The sequence below is a fragment of the Sinimarinibacterium flocculans genome, assembly GCF_003201205.1.
GTDB lineage: Bacteria > Pseudomonadota > Gammaproteobacteria > Nevskiales > Nevskiaceae > Solimonas > Solimonas flocculans.
Window position 1 is genome coordinate 96,412 of the sequence record NZ_QICN01000001.1, and the last position, 14,767, is coordinate 111,178.

General features: G+C 67.9%; 14 protein-coding genes. 9 read left to right on the forward strand and 5 right to left on the reverse strand.

Annotated elements, in window-relative coordinates; all coding sequences use genetic code 11:
• Nucleotides 1–21: 21 nt before the first annotated feature.
• Entirely contained in the window at nt 22–2,085 is a 2,064-nt protein-coding gene (locus tag C8D93_RS00390; protein WP_110263198.1) for an alpha/beta hydrolase family protein, read from the reverse strand.
• 131 nt (nt 2,086–2,216) lie between these two features.
• Between C8D93_RS00390 and C8D93_RS00395 the strand changes: the two genes are divergently transcribed.
• Nucleotides 2,217–3,767, forward strand: coding sequence for a peptide MFS transporter (locus C8D93_RS00395; protein WP_245903768.1), 1,551 nt, complete (start codon nt 2,217–2,219; stop codon nt 3,765–3,767).
• 9 nt (nt 3,768–3,776) lie between these two features.
• Here C8D93_RS00395 and C8D93_RS00400 read toward each other — a convergent pair whose 3' ends face one another.
• The 3 genes from C8D93_RS00400 to ygfZ all read right to left on the reverse strand — a co-directional run bounded on the left by C8D93_RS00400 (nt 3,777) and on the right by ygfZ (nt 7,842).
• The gene (locus C8D93_RS00400; protein WP_170123829.1) at nt 3,777–5,297 is read right to left on the reverse strand and encodes a trypsin-like serine peptidase; all 1,521 of its coding nucleotides are present in this window, start codon (nt 5,295–5,297) and stop codon (nt 3,777–3,779) included.
• 88 nt (nt 5,298–5,385) lie between these two features.
• The gene (locus tag C8D93_RS00405; RefSeq protein ID WP_110263201.1) at nt 5,386–6,816 is read right to left on the reverse strand and encodes a trypsin-like serine peptidase; all 1,431 of its coding nucleotides are present in this window, start codon (nt 6,814–6,816) and stop codon (nt 5,386–5,388) included.
• Nucleotides 6,817–6,942: 126 nt separating this feature from the next.
• Nucleotides 6,943–7,842, reverse strand: a complete 900-nt coding sequence (gene ygfZ, locus C8D93_RS00410; protein ID WP_110263202.1) for a CAF17-like 4Fe-4S cluster assembly/insertion protein YgfZ — start codon at nt 7,840–7,842, stop codon at nt 6,943–6,945.
• On the opposite strand from ygfZ, the gene C8D93_RS00415 reads away from it, so the two are divergent.
• The 7 genes from C8D93_RS00415 (at nt 7,842) to C8D93_RS00445 (ending at nt 12,350) form a co-directional block, all read left to right on the forward strand.
• Nucleotides 7,842–8,111: a DUF1674 domain-containing protein gene (locus C8D93_RS00415; protein ID WP_245903769.1), complete on the forward strand. Its 270-nt coding sequence runs from the start codon at nt 7,842–7,844 to the stop codon at nt 8,109–8,111. The two genes, ygfZ and C8D93_RS00415, sit on opposite strands and share 1 nt — an antisense overlap.
• A 59-nt stretch (nt 8,112–8,170) precedes the next feature.
• Nucleotides 8,171–8,569, forward strand: coding sequence for a succinate dehydrogenase, cytochrome b556 subunit (sdhC, locus tag C8D93_RS00420; protein ID WP_170123830.1), 399 nt, complete (start codon nt 8,171–8,173; stop codon nt 8,567–8,569).
• A gap of 12 nt (nt 8,570–8,581) precedes the next feature.
• Nucleotides 8,582–8,965, forward strand: a complete 384-nt coding sequence (sdhD, locus tag C8D93_RS00425; protein ID WP_110263203.1) for a succinate dehydrogenase, hydrophobic membrane anchor protein — start codon at nt 8,582–8,584, stop codon at nt 8,963–8,965.
• A gap of 63 nt (nt 8,966–9,028) precedes the next feature.
• A complete protein-coding gene (sdhA, locus tag C8D93_RS00430; RefSeq protein ID WP_110263204.1) occupies nt 9,029–10,819 on the forward strand; it encodes a succinate dehydrogenase flavoprotein subunit in 1,791 nt (596 codons plus the stop codon).
• A gap of 17 nt (nt 10,820–10,836) precedes the next feature.
• The gene (locus C8D93_RS00435; protein WP_110263205.1) at nt 10,837–11,622 is read left to right on the forward strand and encodes a succinate dehydrogenase iron-sulfur subunit; all 786 of its coding nucleotides are present in this window, start codon (nt 10,837–10,839) and stop codon (nt 11,620–11,622) included.
• 61 nt (nt 11,623–11,683) lie between these two features.
• Complete coding sequence (locus tag C8D93_RS00440; RefSeq protein WP_110263206.1) at nt 11,684–11,923, forward strand: FAD assembly factor SdhE; 240 nt, start codon at nt 11,684–11,686, stop codon at nt 11,921–11,923.
• Nucleotides 11,898–12,350, forward strand: coding sequence for a protein YgfX (locus C8D93_RS00445; RefSeq protein ID WP_110263207.1), 453 nt, complete (start codon nt 11,898–11,900; stop codon nt 12,348–12,350). The genes C8D93_RS00440 and C8D93_RS00445 overlap by 26 nt, the downstream gene beginning before the upstream one ends.
• Nucleotides 12,351–12,382: 32 nt before the next feature.
• Here the strand turns inward: C8D93_RS00445 and nadB are convergent, their stop codons facing one another.
• Nucleotides 12,383–13,990, reverse strand: a complete 1,608-nt coding sequence (gene nadB / locus C8D93_RS00450; RefSeq protein WP_110263208.1) for an L-aspartate oxidase — start codon at nt 13,988–13,990, stop codon at nt 12,383–12,385.
• 176 nt (nt 13,991–14,166) lie between these two features.
• Between nadB and rpoE the strand changes: the two genes are divergently transcribed.
• On the forward strand, nt 14,167–14,739 hold the full coding sequence (rpoE, locus tag C8D93_RS00455; protein ID WP_110263209.1) for an RNA polymerase sigma factor RpoE: 573 nt from the start codon (nt 14,167–14,169) through the stop codon (nt 14,737–14,739).
• Nucleotides 14,740–14,767 lie beyond the last annotated feature (28 nt).

Here is a 14,767-nt window from a genome sequence, read left to right on the forward strand (position 1 = left end):
TGTCGGTGTTCGTGAGCGTGCTCAGCCGCCGACCCAGCGTTGCAGCCAGGCGCGCACGGTGTCGTGCCACTGCACGCTGTTCTGCGGCTTGAGCACCCAGTGGTTCTCGTCCGGGAAGATCAACAGCTGGCTGTCGATGCCGCGACGCTGCAGCGCGGTGAACGTGGCGATGCCCTGTTCAGGCGGCACACGATAGTCCTTCTCGCCGTGGATCACGAGCATCGGCGTCTGCCACTTGGCGACGTGCGCGGCCGGATTGTGCTTCTCGTGCATCTGCGGATTCGCGAAGTACGGACCGCCGTGTTCCCACTCGTCGAACCACAGCTCTTCGGTGGTGTAGTACATGCTGCGGTTGTCGAAGATGCCGTCGTGGTTGACCAGCGCCTTGAACGCGTCCGGCCAGTTGCCGGCGATCCAGTTAATCATGTAGCCGCCGTAGCTGGCGCCGAGCGCCGCGGCCTTGTCTCCGTCGAGAAAGTCGTAGGTCTTCAGCGCGTGGGCCCAGCCTTTCTGCAGGTCGACCAGCGGCTTGCCGCCCCAGTCGCCGCGGATCGCATCGGTGAAGGCCTGGCCGTAGCCGGTCGAGCCGTGAAAGTCGATGAAGACGACGGCGTAGCCCCATGCCGCGTAGACCGACGGGTTCCAGCGGTAGTGCCAGTCGTTGCCCATGCTGCCCTGCGGTCCGCCGTGGATGATGAAGGCCACCGGATACTTCCTGCCCTTGCGCCAGTTCCACGGCTTGACCACGTAGCCGTAGACGGTCTCGTCGTTCCAGCCGGCGAAGGAGAACTGTTCGTAGTCGCCGAACTGGATATCCGACAGCAGCGCCGCGTTGTGTTGCGTGAGGGGTGTTGCTTCGCCGCCGCTGCGGGCGATGCGGTACAGGTCCACCGGCTGCGTCAGCGTGTCGAAGCCGTAGACGATGTGCTCGCTGCCGACCGAGAAGCCGGCCACATGCCCCGGTCCGGTGAGCGCCGTCGCCTCGCCGGTGGCGACGTCGATGGCGAACAGCCGGTGGCTGCCGACGTCGTCGGCGCTGGTGTAGAGCGTCTTGCCGTCGGCGGAGAACTGCAGGTTGCCGGCGGAGCGGTCCCAGCCGGGGGCGACTTCGCGGGTCTCGCCGGTCTTCAGGTCGCGCAGCATGATCGCCAAGCGGTCGGCCTCGTAGCCCGGCCGCTTCATCGCGCGCCAGATCAGGAAACGCCCGTCCGGCGAGAACACCGGGCCGATGTCCACGGCCTCGTTCGGCGCGGTGAGATTCTTCGGCGGCTGGCTGCCGTCGGCCGGCACCGTCCACAGATCGAGATTCGTGCTCCAGGCTTCGGTCCGGCCGGCGATGCGCGCGGTGAACACGATGGTCTTGCCGTCCGGCGAGAAGGTGTACTCGGAGGCATCGCCGAAGGGTTTGGACGGCGCATCGCCGTCGATGCCGCAGCTCACCTGCACCGGATCGCTGGCGCGGCCATCGTCGCCGAGCGTCAGCGTGAACAGCTGCGCGCGCGTCCCGTCCTTCCAGGTGTCCCAGTGACGGATGAACAGCTTGTCGAAAACCATGCCCGTGGTCTTCTGCTTGGCCCGCTCGTCGAGACGCTGCTTCGTGCAGGCGAGGTCCTTGCAGTCCGGGAACACGTCGATGGACACGGCGATGCGCCGGCCATCCGGCGACAGCGCGTAGTTGCTGACCGGCAACGGCAGTTCGGTGACCGGCTTGGCGTCGCCGCCGTCGGTCAGATCGAGACGCCAGACCTGCGCGCTGCCGCTGCGCGTGGACAGGAAGTACAGCCAGCGGCCGTCCGCCGACCAGCGCGGCTCGCTGTGATTGCCATCGGCCTTCGTCAGTTGTCGCGGCGCACCGCCGTCAACGGGTGCCAGCCACAGGTCGAGCACACCCTTGTTGTTGTCCCAGTCGGTGCGCCTCAGGGTGTAGGCGACGGATTTGCCGTCCGGCGAAAGCTGCGGATCGGAAACGCGCTCGAGGCGCACGAGATCGTCTGCGGTAAACGGGCGCGGCGCGTCGGTCGTCGGCGTGGACATGGCGGTGGTGGTGGCGAATGCGAGCAGGATGCCCGCGAGGGAACGTCTCATCAGCGTCGAACTCCTCACGACAAGGCCGGCATGGTAGCCGCATCGGACGGAACGACAATTGAGGGTAATGCCTCAGCCTCGGCCTCGCGACGCATGCCTATACTCGCGCGAATCACGCGATGGGGACATTGATGACTGCGACCGCTGCCGCACGTCCGGAAGAATGGTTCGGCCATCCGAAGGGCCTGTACGTCTGCTTCTTCACCGAGATGTGGGAGCGCTTCTCCTTCTACGGCATGAAGGCGCTGTTGTTCCTGTATCTGACCAAGTACCACCTGTTCGGCGACGCGCCGAGCTACGACCTGCTCGGGGCCTATGGCGGTCTGGTGTACGCGGTGCCGGTCATCGGCGGCATGATTGCAGACCGTTATCTGGGCATGCGCAAGGCGGTGATCCTGGGCGCGGTGCTGTTGTGCCTCGGGCATTTCGGCATGGCCTTCGAGGGCGAGCAGGCACGCTTCGTCGACGGCGTCGTCGTGCAGGATGCGCGCGCCCTGCAGGTGTTCTACCTGTCGCTGGCGCTGATCGTCACCGGCGTCGGCTTCCTCAAGCCGAACATCTCCAGCCTGGTCGGCAGGCTCTATGCCGACGACGACCCGCGGCGAGATTCGGGTTTCACGCTGTTCGTGGCCGGTATCAATCTCGGTGCCCTGTTCGCCAGCCTCGTCTGCGGCTATCTGGGCGAAACCTACGGCTGGAAGTACGGTTTCGGTGCCGCCGGTGTCGGAATGCTGCTGGGCCTGGTGGTGTTCATCACCGGCCAGAAACATCTGCACGGTCATGCCGAGCCGCGCGATCCGGCGCGCTTGCGCGAGCGCATCGCCGGCCCGCTGAACCGGGAGTGGGCGATCTACCTCGGCGCGTTCGCCGGTGCCCTGCTCGTCTGGCAGTTGATCCAGCGCACCTGGACGGTCCATGGCGCGATGCATCTGGTGTTCGCGGCGTTCGTGGCCTGGTTCGCGTGGTTCCTGGTCACGCAGTGCACTGCGGCCGAGCGCGGTCGCATGCTGTCACTGGTGGCGCTGATCCTCTGCGCGCTGGTGTTCTACACGCTCTACGAGCAGACCTACGGCTCCTGGGTCGCCTTCACCGACCGTCTGCTCGACAAGAACCTGCTCGGTCTGCAGATGACCGCGGGTTCGCTAACCTTCCTCGGCGCGTTCTTCATCGTCGGCCTGTCACCCCTGTTCGCGTGGCTGTGGCCGTGGCTGGCGAAGCGGGGTCTGAATCCCAGCACGCCGGTGAAGAGTGCGATCGGCCTGCTGTTCGCGGGCCTGGCCTTCCTGCCGATGCTGGCGGCGGCGCGGATCGGCGTCGACGGTGCGCTGGCGTCGGTCTGGTGGCTGGTGCTGGCCTACCTGCTGCTGGAGATCGGCGAGGTCTGCCTCTATCCGATCGGCCTGTCGGCGGTCAGCGAACTGTCGGTCCGGCGTGTCGTCAGCGTGATGATGGGGGCGTGGTTTCTTGCCACCGCGTACTCGGAGGTGCTGGCGGCCGCCTTCGGCAAGCTGTCGGCAATCGAGGTCGCCGAGGGCGCGGAACTGGATCTGCTCGCCGCTGCGGCGAAATACGCCGAATTGTTCTGGATGCTGTTTCTCGTCGGCGCCGGTGCGGCGGTCATCGCGTTACTGGCCACACCGCTGATCCGTCGCGGGATGCACGCGACGGATCAGCGGACCTGAGAACGAACCTCAGGCGAAACGGCGGCGCAGCAAGCCCAGCGCGAGAAGGCCGACAAGCAGCGGCAGCCCGAGGCTGCCGCCACCACCCCCCATCATGTTCGGGGTCGGCGTGGGTGTCGGCGCCGCGGTGGGCGTCGGTTGTGCGGTCGGCGTGGGAGTTGCCGTCGGGGTCGGCGTGGGCTGGACAGTCGGCGTCGGCGTCGGCGTTGGGGTGGGGCTCGGTGTCGGCGATGCGGCGGCGTTCTTTCCGGCGACCTGACGCTGGCCGGTGTTGTTCGGGTCCAGCCAGACCTTGAGCTGGCCGGCCGCCTGCGGATTCGCCAGCCACTGACGGTCGAGCCGCGCGTAGAAATCGGGGCTCGAGAGGGCCTGGCACGAGGCGCTCCCACCGGACAGCACGCCGACGATCTGGCGGTTCTGGTTCCACAGCCCCGAACCGGACGAGCCCTGCTCGGTGGTGCCCTGGCTCCAGGTGACGCGCCATGCCGGGATGTCCGACCCGCCGATGTTCACCTGCGAGGCGGTCAGCGAGTTGGTGTATTCGCTGATCTTCTTGGCGTCGCCCGACGGGTGATGAATGCTGACGCCGGAGCTGCCCCCGGTGCCGCTCGCATCCCAGCCGGCGAAGTACACGTTGAAGGCAGCGCTGGGCGGTTGCGCGAGCTCGATCAGCGACAGATCCGTGGGCTCGTCGCGGGCGCGCAGGATGGTGCCGGTCTGGTTCTGGCCGTCCGGCGCGTTGAGCGCGCCGCAACTGCCGTTCTGGAAGTTCCAGTAGACGACCACGCCGCCCGGCGAACTGCCCGGGTTGCCGATGCCGCAGTGATCGGCCGTCAGGATGTAGGGGGTGTCGTCCTGCGCCAGGTTGTTGACGAGCGTGCCGCTGCATACGCCGACGAAGGCGCCGGCCGGAATCTGCAGCTTGACGCTGGAGCGGATCTCGTCGCGCCAGGCATTGCCGAGCGGGCAGGCGGTATCGATGTTGCAGGCGCCGGAGTCGCCGAGATCGCGATCGTTCTTGAAGGCGTGGCCGAGGCGTGACAGCCCCAGTGCGACCCTGGAACGGTCATGGCTGGCGACGCGAAGCTCGATCACGGCGGTGTCGCCGGGCACGGTCGCCGTCCAGACCTCGCGCTTGGCATTGTGCGCGGCGCCCAGATAGGGCCCCTGCACGACACGACCCTGCGCATCGTAGATCCACAGCTTGGCGCTGGCCGGCAGATCGAAGCGGTCGAAGCGCATCAGCAGCGCCTGCGCCTGCGCCGAGAACACGCGCGTGCGCCAGCGGGCGACGCCGGCTTGCGGTTCGTCCCAGGTGCCGGCCTCGAGCCCGAGCGGCAAGGCGGTGGTGACCGCGAAGATCGCCGGCCCCGCGCCCTTCACCGCGCGCGCCTGCTCGATCGCCTTCGCCGTGGCTGCCGGGGGCGCGGCGTGCAACGGCAGCGCGTCCAGATCGGCCAGGTCGGGTTTCAGCGCCGCGGAGGCACCAGTCAGCCACAGCAGGGGCAGGGCAAGCAGGATTCGACGCATGCGCGGGCTCCGTGGGAATAGTCGTAATGGGTCGGCAGTGTAAGCCGGGGACATGGACCCCGTTGTGCGCCGGGTCTCGCGGTCGTTGTCAGCGTCGGCGCCGTGCCATCAGCAGCAGTCCGCCGAACAGCAGGCTGCCCCAGCCGAACGCACCACCGCCTCCGCCGCCCCCTCCGGTCCCCCCACCTGCGGTGCTGCCGCCGCCACCGCCGGCGTTGCGCCCGGAGATCTGCAGCGCACCGCTGTCGATCGGGTCGAGCCAGGCCTTGAGCTGACCGCTTGCCGCCGTACCCGCTTCCCACTGACGGTCGAGGCGGGCATAGAAATCGGGTTGGTCGTTGTCGACGTTGCCGTTGCAGGCAGCCGAGCCCCCCGAGAGGATGCCGACGATGTGCCGGCTCTCGTTCCACAGGCCGGAGCCGGACGAGCCCTGTTCGGTGGTGCCCTGCTGCCAGCGGTCGACCCGCCACGCCGGAATGCTCGGACCGGCGACCTCGATCTGCACGTTGGCCGCCTGCAGCGGAACCGTGAATTCGCTGATCTTCTTGGCATCGCCCGAGGGGTGATGGATGCCGACCCCCTGGTTACCGCCGCGTCCGCTGGCATCCCAGCCCGCGTAGTAGGCGTTGAAGGCCGCGCTGGGGCGCTCGTCGAGTTCGATCAGTGTCAGGTCGGTCTCCCGATCGTCGGCGCGCAGTCGCGCGCCGCTCTGTGTCTGGTTCGAGATCGCGTCCGGGGCGCCGCCGCAGCTGCTGTTCTGGAAGTTCCAGTAGACGACGACGCCCGATGCCGGACTGCCGAGGGTTCCGATCCCGCAATGATCAGCGGTCAGCACATAAGGGGTGCCGTCCTCGGCCGTGTTGTTCACCAGCGTGCCGGTGCACAGGCCGACGAAGAGCCCCGCGGGAATCTGCAGCTTGACCACGGCGCGGCTCTCGTCGCGCCATCCGCTGCCGAGGGCGCAGGCGGTATCGATGTTGCAGGCGCCGGAATCGCCGAGCTGGGCCGCGTTCTTGAATGCGTGGCCCACGCGAGACAGCGCGAGCGAGGTATTCAGCCGCTGCGCCCCGGGCACCCGCAACTCGATCACCGCGGTGTCGCCCGGCACCATCGCCGTCCACAGTGCCTCGTCGCCGCGCGCGCCGGTATACGGGCCCTGCAGCGTGCGACCCTGCGCGTCGTAGACCCACAAGGCGGCGCCGGCGGGCAGGTCGAAGCGGCCGAACGACATGATCAGGGCCTGTGCCTCGGCCGAATACACGCGGGTGCGCCAGCGTGCGACGCCGGGTTCCGGTGCATCCCAGATACCGTCGTCGAGGCCGAGCGGCAGCTCGACGCTGACCGCGAACAGGGCCGGGCCGGGCGTCTTCGACCGCTGCGCCGCTTCGACCGCCTTCGCGACCGCGACGGGCGACGTCGCGTGCAGCGGCAGCAGATCGAGATCGCCCAGGTCAGGCTGCGGCGCCGCAAGAACGGCCGGTAGCCAGAGTGTGACGGCGAGCGTCAGGAACAGGCGCATGCCGGGTCTCCCGTGGAATCTTTGCGTCGAAGGATGGCAGCGCCCGGCAGGCGCGTCCATTGCAGGCCCTTGTGACCTCGGATCTCCGCAGATGTTGCGCCGCCGAGCGCGGCGCAGCAGCGGGCCTCAGTCCGGGCACCGCACGATGTGCAGGGCACGCCCGTCCGTCAACTGCAGCATCGTGTCGGCTTGCGCGAGTTGCAGAACCGCCGCGACCAGGGCGCCGGGGCCTTCGCCGACGGCATCGACGATCTCGCCGGCTGCCGCGCCGTCTGCGCTGCGGATCTCGTCGCCGGGAGCAGGCGGCTGGCCGTCGGTCCGGGCGACGAACAGGCGTCGCTTGATCTGGCCCAGGTAGTGCAGCCGCGCGACGATCTCCTGTCCGGTGTAACAACCCTTGTCGAAGCTGATGCCGCCGAGCCGGTCGAGACTGGCCGTCTGCGGCACGAAGTGATCCGACGTGGCCGCGTAAACCGTGGGGACGCCGGCTTCGATGTCGGCACGACGCCAGTGCGCGAAATCCTGCAGCGGTCCCACAGCGGCGAGCAGCGGAGCGAGCGCGGCCGGCGTGCCGTGCACGCTGTACCGGGGCATCTCGCCGAAGCGCCGCAGCACGGTGATCCCGCGCTCCGTGTCCTGCGCGCAGTCCAGCGCCGCCGCCGGGACCGGCAGGCTCAGTTCGGCAAGCCGCATCGCGGATTGATCGCCGATAAGGCCGAAGGACGCGAGCGTGTCGTCTTCGTCGATCGTGACCCTGGAGCGCAGCACGAACATGCGCAGCCGTCTGCACGTTGCCGCGGCGATGTCGCGGTGCAGCTCCAGCACGATGGCATCGCCGCAGCGCAGCAGATGCGCGACCGCGAGCATGCGCCCCTTGGCGCTGTTGTAGCTGCCGATCTGCCCGCGCTCCGGGCTCAGCTGACGCAGGTCGTTGCTCAGCTGGCCCTGCAGGAACGGCAGTGCATCGTCGCCGCGAACGGCGACGTGGACGAGTGCGTCGAGCTGTACAGGAATACAGGGTTTCATTGCTGCATGCGCACAAAGTTTGCCAAACTATTAAGGCTAAGCCAGACCCGAAGCCAGACCATTTTGCTCTTGTGGCGATGTCACCGGAATCCAGCGTCCAGCCCGAACCGACGGAACATGCGAGCGAGGCCATCCCGCTCGCCGAACTCCTGCATCAGCGCCAGCCGGCTGCGGCGCAGAAGGTACCGGAAATCGGCGGCCGCACCGACGGGCCCGAACCGACGCGCTACGGGGATTGGGAAAAGAACGGCCGCTGCATCGACTTCTGAAGTGGCCGACTGACGACGCAACAACCCATTTTCGCGCAAGACGTTCCCAGGGAGCCGGAATGACCACGAAAACAACAGACAGCCGACCGCTGTCGCCGTTCATGCTCGGGCCGTACTACCGGTTCCAGTGGACTTCGGTCCTGTCCTTCGGCCACCGCATTACCGGCATCGGCCTGAGCCTCGGCACCGCCTTGCTCGCGATCTGGCTGATCGCGCTGGCCGGTGGCGCACAGTGGTATGCGGCCGTCGCGACGCACGTGCAGGCCTGGTACGGGCAGGTGCTGCTGTTCGCGTGGACCTGGGCACTCATGTACCACCTGGGCAACGGCATCCGCCATCTGTTCTGGGACATCGGTCGCGGCTTCGAGCTCAAGACCGCCGAGCGATCCGGTTATCTCGTCGTCGTCGCCTCGCTGCTGCTCACTGCGGCCGCCTGGGCGCTCGCGTATCTCGCCTGAGGGGCTGCGAACATGAGTCTGCGTTCTCCGTTGTCCCGCGCACGCGGCCTGGGTTCGGCCAAGCACGGCGTCCACCACTTCTGGGTGCAGCGCGTCAGCGCCATTGCACTGATCCCGCTGGCCCTGTGGTTCGTGTTCTCGGTGGCGACGCTGGCAAGCAAGGGCGGCAGCTTCGAGGCAGTGCGCTACTGGGCTTCCTATCCGTCCGTCGCCGTGACGCTGGTGCTGTTCCTCGCCGCCGCGGTCTATCACTCGATGCTCGGCGTGCAGGTGGTCATCGAGGACTACGTGTCCAGCGAAGGCTGGAAAATCACCGCCCTGCTGCTGTCGAAGTTCGCGCACGTCGTGATCGGCGTCGCCGGCATCTTCGCGGTGCTCAAACTCGCGCTCGCGTGACCCGACGCGAATCGCGGCCGCGGGCCGCCGATCGCGCAACAGAACCACGGAATCCAGGAAGACATGGCTTACGACATCGTTCATCACGAGTATGACGCGCTGGTGGTCGGCGCCGGCGGCTCCGGCCTGCGCGCCACGCTGGGGCTGGCCGAGGCCGGCCTGAAGACGGCCAACATCACCAAGCTGTTTCCGACCCGTTCGCACACGGTTGCGGCGCAGGGTGGCATCTCGGCGGCGCTCGCGAACATGGGCCGCGACGACTGGCGCTGGCACTTCTACGACACGGTGAAGGGCTCGGACTGGCTCGGCGATCAGGACGCGATCCAGTACATGACGCGCGAGGCGATTCCCGCGATCATCGAACTCGAGCACTACGGCGTGCCGTTCTCGCGCACGCCGGATGGCAAGATCTACCAGCGGCCGTTCGGCGGCATGACCACGGAGTTCGGCAAGGGGCCGCCGGCGCAGCGGACCTGCGCGGCCGCCGACCGCACCGGTCACGCGATGCTGCACACGCTTTACCAGCAGTCGCTGAAGTGCAAGGCGCAGTTCTTCATCGAGTACTTTGCGCTCGATCTGCTGATGGACGACGACGGCTCCTGCAAGGGCGTGCTCGCCTGGGATCTGGCGACCGGCCAGATCCACCGCTTCCGCGCGCACATGGTGATCCTGGCGACCGGCGGCTACGGGCGGGCGTACTTCTCGGCGACCTCGGCGCACACCTGCACCGGCGATGGCGGCGGCATGGTGCTGCGTGCCGGCCTGCCGCTGCAGGATCTCGAGTTCGTGCAGTTCCACCCGACCGGCATCTACGGCGCCGGCTGCCTGATCACCGAAGGTGCCCGAGGCGAGGGCGGCTACCTGACGAACAAGGACGGCGAGCGCTTCATGGAGCGTTATGCGCCCAGCGTGAAGGACCTTGCACCGCGCGACATGGTCAGCCGCGCGATGGCGACCGAGATCCGCGAGGGGCGCGGTGTCGGCGCCGAGGCCGACCACATTCACCTGCACCTCGAACACCTCGGGCCGGACGTGCTGCACGCGCGTCTGCCGGGTATCTCGGAAAGCGCCAAGATCTTCGCCGGTGTCGACGTCACCAAGGAGCCGATCCCGGTCGTGCCGACGGTGCACTACAACATGGGCGGTATCCCGACGTTGTGGACCGGCGAGGTCGTCACGCTCAAGGACGGCAACCCGGACGCCGTCGTGCCCGGCCTGATGGCCGTCGGTGAGGCGGCCTGCGTGTCCGTGCACGGTGCGAACCGTCTCGGCTCGAACTCGCTGCTCGATCTGGTCGTGTTCGGTCGTGCCGCGGCGATCCGCGCCGCCGAGCTGGTGAAGCCGGGCCAGCCGCACAAGAAGATTCCGGGCGACTCGGAAGACAAGGCGCTGGCGCGCGTCGACCGCTTCCGCAACGCCAAGGGCGGCACGTCGACGGCGCAGATCCGCACCGACATGCAGAAGACCATGCAGAAGCATTGCGCGGTCTTCCGTGACGGGCCGCTGATGCAGGAGGGCATTGCCCGGCTCAAGGGCGTGATCGAGAGCTTCGGCAACGACCTGTCCGTGTCCGATCGCTCGATGATCTGGAATTCCGACCTCGCCGAGACGCTGGAGCTGGACAACCTGCTCGGTCAGGCGCTGATCACCATCGTCGGCGCCGACAACCGCACCGAATCGCGCGGCGCGCATGCCCGCGACGATCTCAAGGATCGCGACGACCAGAACTGGATCAAGCACACCATCGCCTGGCGGACCGGCGACACCGACGTGAAGATCGACTACCGCCCGGTGCACATGCAGCCGCTGGATACCGAGGTCGAGCACATCCCGCCCGTTGCCCGCAAGTACTGATCCGAAGGACGCACGACATGGCCCAGTTCACGCTTCCGCAGAACTCCAAGATCGACAAGAAGGCCGGAAAGACCTTCAAGGCCCCGTCCGGCAGCGGGAAGGTGCAGATCTTCAAGATCTATCGCTACGATCCCGATGGCGGCGCCAACCCGCGCATGGACCGCTATGAAGTCGACATGGACAGCTGCGGTCCGATGGTTCTCGACGCGCTGATCAAGATCAAGAACGAGGTCGATCCCTCGCTGACCTTCCGTCGCTCGTGCCGTGAGGGCATCTGCGGCTCCTGTGCGATGAACATCGACGGCACCAACACGCTGGCCTGCATCAAGCCCTGCGACGAGGTCAAGGGCGAGGTGACGGTCTACCCGCTGCCGCACATGCCGGTGATCAAGGACCTCGTGCCGGACATGACGCATTTCTACGCGCAGCTGGCCTCGATCGAGCCGTGGCTGAAGACCGACTCGTCGGCGCCGACGCGCGAACGCCTGCAGTCCGAGGAGGACCGGGCGAAGCTCGACGGCCTGTACGAGTGCATCTTGTGCGCGTGCTGCTCGACCTCGTGCCCGAGCTACTGGTGGAACTCGGACCGCTATCTGGGACCGGCGATCCTGCTGCAGGCCTATCGCTGGCTGGTCGATTCGCGCGACGAGGCGACCGGCGAGCGCCTCGACGCGCTCGAGGATCCGTTCAAGCTGTATCGCTGCCACACCATCATGAACTGCGCCAAGACCTGCCCCAAGGGCCTGAACCCGGCGAAAGCGATCGCCGGCATCAAGCAGATGATGGTCGAGCGCACGGTTTGATGCTCCGGACTGTGCACCACGTACGGGGCGGCTCTGCCGCCCTTGTGAGTTGCGGGCGCCGATGAGCGCCGCCGACGGGCGCCTGCGCTGGCTGCTGCGGCGCGGCATGAAGGAGCTCGACGTGCTGATGGAGCGCTACCACGCGACGCGCTTCGAACAGGCTCCCGCGGAGGAGAAGGGCGAGTTCCTGCGTCTGATCACGCTCGCCGAGGACCCGGACATCTGGGCCTGGGTCATGGGGTATGACGAGCCGCCCGCCGAGTACCGCCACATCGTTGAGCAGCTCCGCGCCCACCATTGAACTGCGCCTCCAGCCCTCGCAGCGGCTGCTGCGACTGGCCCTGCTGCTGCATGGCGCCTGCCTGATCCTGCTGGTGCTGGCCGAGCCGCCGACCGCGGCGATGCTGGTCCTTGCAGGCGGCATCGCCGCATCATGGCTGTGGGTGCGGCGCCACCCGTCGCTGGGCTTCGGTCCGCGTGCCATCGTCCGCCTCCTGCTGCACGGCGACGGGCGCTGGACCTTGCAGCGCGTCGCGGGCCGACCGTTCGATGCCGAACTGCAGGGCGGCGCCATCGTCCGCGGCTCGTTGCTGGTGCTGCGCTTCCGGTCCGCCGACGGCAGGACGCACACGCGGGCGCTGGCCGGCGACGAGGCCGCCGCGGAGATGTTGCGCCGCCTGCGTGCGCGACTGAACAGCGACGCCGGTGACGGCGATCCGTCACGATAACGGTACCGCGCGTTCGCGTTGCGGGGCCTGGCTCAGCCAGGCGTGACGCGGCCGGGCAGGATCGTCGCCCGTGCGTCCGCGGCGGTCTGTGGGTAGTCGAGCATGTAGTGCAGGCCGCGGCTCTCGCGCCGGGCGAGCGCGGACCGCACGATCAGCTCCGCGCAGACCACCAGGTTGCGCAGCTCGATCAGGTGATGGCTGATGCGGTAGTTGCCGTAGTACTCCTGGATCTCGCCCGAGAGCAGCTGCACGCGCCGCAGCGCACGTTCGAGCCGCTTGGTCGTCCGCACGATGCCGACGTAGTCCCACATGAAGGTCCGCAGCTCGAGCCAGTTGTGCGAGACCACGACGTCCTCGTCGGAATCGGTGACGCGACTCTCGTCCCAGGGCCTGAGCGGCTGCGGCGGTGCGCGCCGGTCCAGCGTCTCCAGCAGGTGTTCCGCGGCGGAGGAGGCGAACACGAGGCATTCGAGCAGCGAATTCGATGCGAGACGATTCGCGCCGTGCAGGCCGGTGCACGCGGCTTCGCCGATGACGTAGAGCCCGTCGACGTCGGTGCAGGCATTCAGGTCGGTGACGACGCCGCCGCAGGTGAAATGCGCCGAGGGCACGACCGGGATCGGCTCGCGGGTGATGTCGATGCCCAGCTCCAGACAGCGTCCGTGGATGCTCGGAAAGTGGCTGCGGATGAATTCGGCGGGCTGATGGGTGATGTCGAGCAGCACATGCTTGAGGCCCAGGCGCTTCATCTCGTGGTCGATCGCACGCGCGACGATGTCACGTGGCGCGAGCTCGGCGCGATCGTCGAAGCGTGGCATGAAGCGTTCGCCGGGCGAGCCGTCCGGTTGCGGCAGGCGCAGAACGGCGCCTTCGCCGCGCAGCGCCTCGGAGATCAGGAAGTTGCGTGCTTCCGGGTGGAACAGGCAGGTCGGGTGGAACTGCATGAACTCCATGTTGGCGACGCGGCAGCCCGCTCGCCACGCCATGGCGATGCCGTCGCCGGAGGCGCCGAAGGGGTTGCTCGAGTACAGATAGACCTGGTTCGCGCCTCCGGTGCACAGCGCCACCGCGCGAGCCGCGACAGCGTCCACGTGCTTGCTGTCACGGTTGTACAGATAGGCGCCGAGTACGCGGCCGCCGTCCGCGTCACGAACCAGATCGACGGCGACGCGCCGCTCGAGCACGGTGATGTTCGGGTGTTCGCTGGCTAGAGACACGAGGGTCGTTTCCACTGCGCGCCCGGTGGCGTCGGCGGCATGGACGATGCGGCGATGCGAATGCCCGCCCTCGCGCGTGAGGTGCAGCCGCGAACCGCCGTTGAACTCGTCGTCCCCGCGGGTGAATTCCACGCCCTGGTCGAGCAGCCACTCGATGCACGCCGGGCCGCGCTCCACGGTGAAGCGCACGGCAGCGTCGTCGCACAGGCCGGCGCCGGCGGTCAGCGTGTCGCGGACATGGCTGTCGAGCGAATCGTCTTCGTCGAGGACCGCGGAGATGCCGCCCTGCGCCCACAGCGTCGAGCCCGAACTCAGCCGCGTCTTCGACACGACGCAGACGCTGCGGCCGGCCTGCGCGAGACGCAGCGCCAGCGACAGGCCGGCGGCGCCGCTGCCGATGACCAGCACATCTGTTGCAGTCATGATCCGGTCCGGGGGTTGATAGAATGGCGGGATGTCTCCGGCGGGCGCGCAAGGTGGTGCGCCGTCGGTCCGCCGGCTGCCGACGGGTCGCGACCAGCGTCCGGCATCGAAGTGTAACTGTATGTCCACGCGGGGCACGCGCATGCGGCGTCGCGCCCCGGGGTAACGCTCGCAACATGTCCGAAAGCAGCATCGACGAACAGCTGGTCACCCGTGCCCAGAACGGCGACGAACGCGCGTTCGAGCTGCTCGTGCGCAAGTACCAGTACAAGATCGTGCAGCTCGTCGGCCGGCTGGTCGGCGAGGCCGAGGCGCCGGACGTCGCCCAGGAGACGTTCATCCGCGCCTGGCGTGCGCTCCCGGGGTTCCGCGGCCAGTCGGCGTTCTACACATGGCTGTACCGGATCGGCATCAACACCGCCAAGAACTCCATCGTTTCGCGTGGGCGCCGGCCGGCGGACCAGGACATTGATGTCGCGGATGCCGAACTTTATGGGCATACCGAACATCTAAGCGACGTGGATACGCCCGAGGCCGAGCTGCTGACGGACGAGATCAGGCAGCGGGTCGCGGCGACGATTGCCGGTCTGCCGGCCGACCTGCGCAAGGCGATCACGCTGCGTGAGCTCGAGGGCCTGTCCTACGAGGAGATTGCGGAGGTGATGGACTGTCCCATCGGCACCGTGCGTTCGCGCATCTTCCGCGCACGCGAAGCCATCGACGCGGCCCTCAAGCCGCTGCTGGAATGAGCACGTACCGCCCCCGTGGCGCGCCGCC

Coding starts and splice junctions, on each gene's coding strand:
- sdhD (WP_110263203.1), top strand. CDS start 8,582: ATGAGTCTGCGTTCTCCGTTGTCCCGCGCACGCGGCCTGGGTTCGGCC.
- sdhA (WP_110263204.1), top strand. CDS start 9,029: ATGGCTTACGACATCGTTCATCACGAGTATGACGCGCTGGTGGTCGGC.
- ygfZ (WP_110263202.1), bottom strand. CDS start 7,842: ATGAAACCCTGTATTCCTGTACAGCTCGACGCACTCGTCCACGTCGCC.
- nadB (WP_110263208.1), bottom strand. CDS start 13,990: ATGACTGCAACAGATGTGCTGGTCATCGGCAGCGGCGCCGCCGGCCTG.
- rpoE (WP_110263209.1), top strand. CDS start 14,167: ATGTCCGAAAGCAGCATCGACGAACAGCTGGTCACCCGTGCCCAGAAC.
- C8D93_RS00440 (WP_110263206.1), top strand. CDS start 11,684: ATGAGCGCCGCCGACGGGCGCCTGCGCTGGCTGCTGCGGCGCGGCATG.
- C8D93_RS00435 (WP_110263205.1), top strand. CDS start 10,837: ATGGCCCAGTTCACGCTTCCGCAGAACTCCAAGATCGACAAGAAGGCC.
- sdhC (WP_170123830.1), top strand. CDS start 8,171: ATGACCACGAAAACAACAGACAGCCGACCGCTGTCGCCGTTCATGCTC.
- C8D93_RS00400 (WP_170123829.1), bottom strand. CDS start 5,297: ATGCGTCGAATCCTGCTTGCCCTGCCCCTGCTGTGGCTGACTGGTGCC.
- C8D93_RS00405 (WP_110263201.1), bottom strand. CDS start 6,816: ATGCGCCTGTTCCTGACGCTCGCCGTCACACTCTGGCTACCGGCCGTT.
- C8D93_RS00395 (WP_245903768.1), top strand. CDS start 2,217: ATGACTGCGACCGCTGCCGCACGTCCGGAAGAATGGTTCGGCCATCCG.
- C8D93_RS00390 (WP_110263198.1), bottom strand. CDS start 2,085: ATGAGACGTTCCCTCGCGGGCATCCTGCTCGCATTCGCCACCACCACC.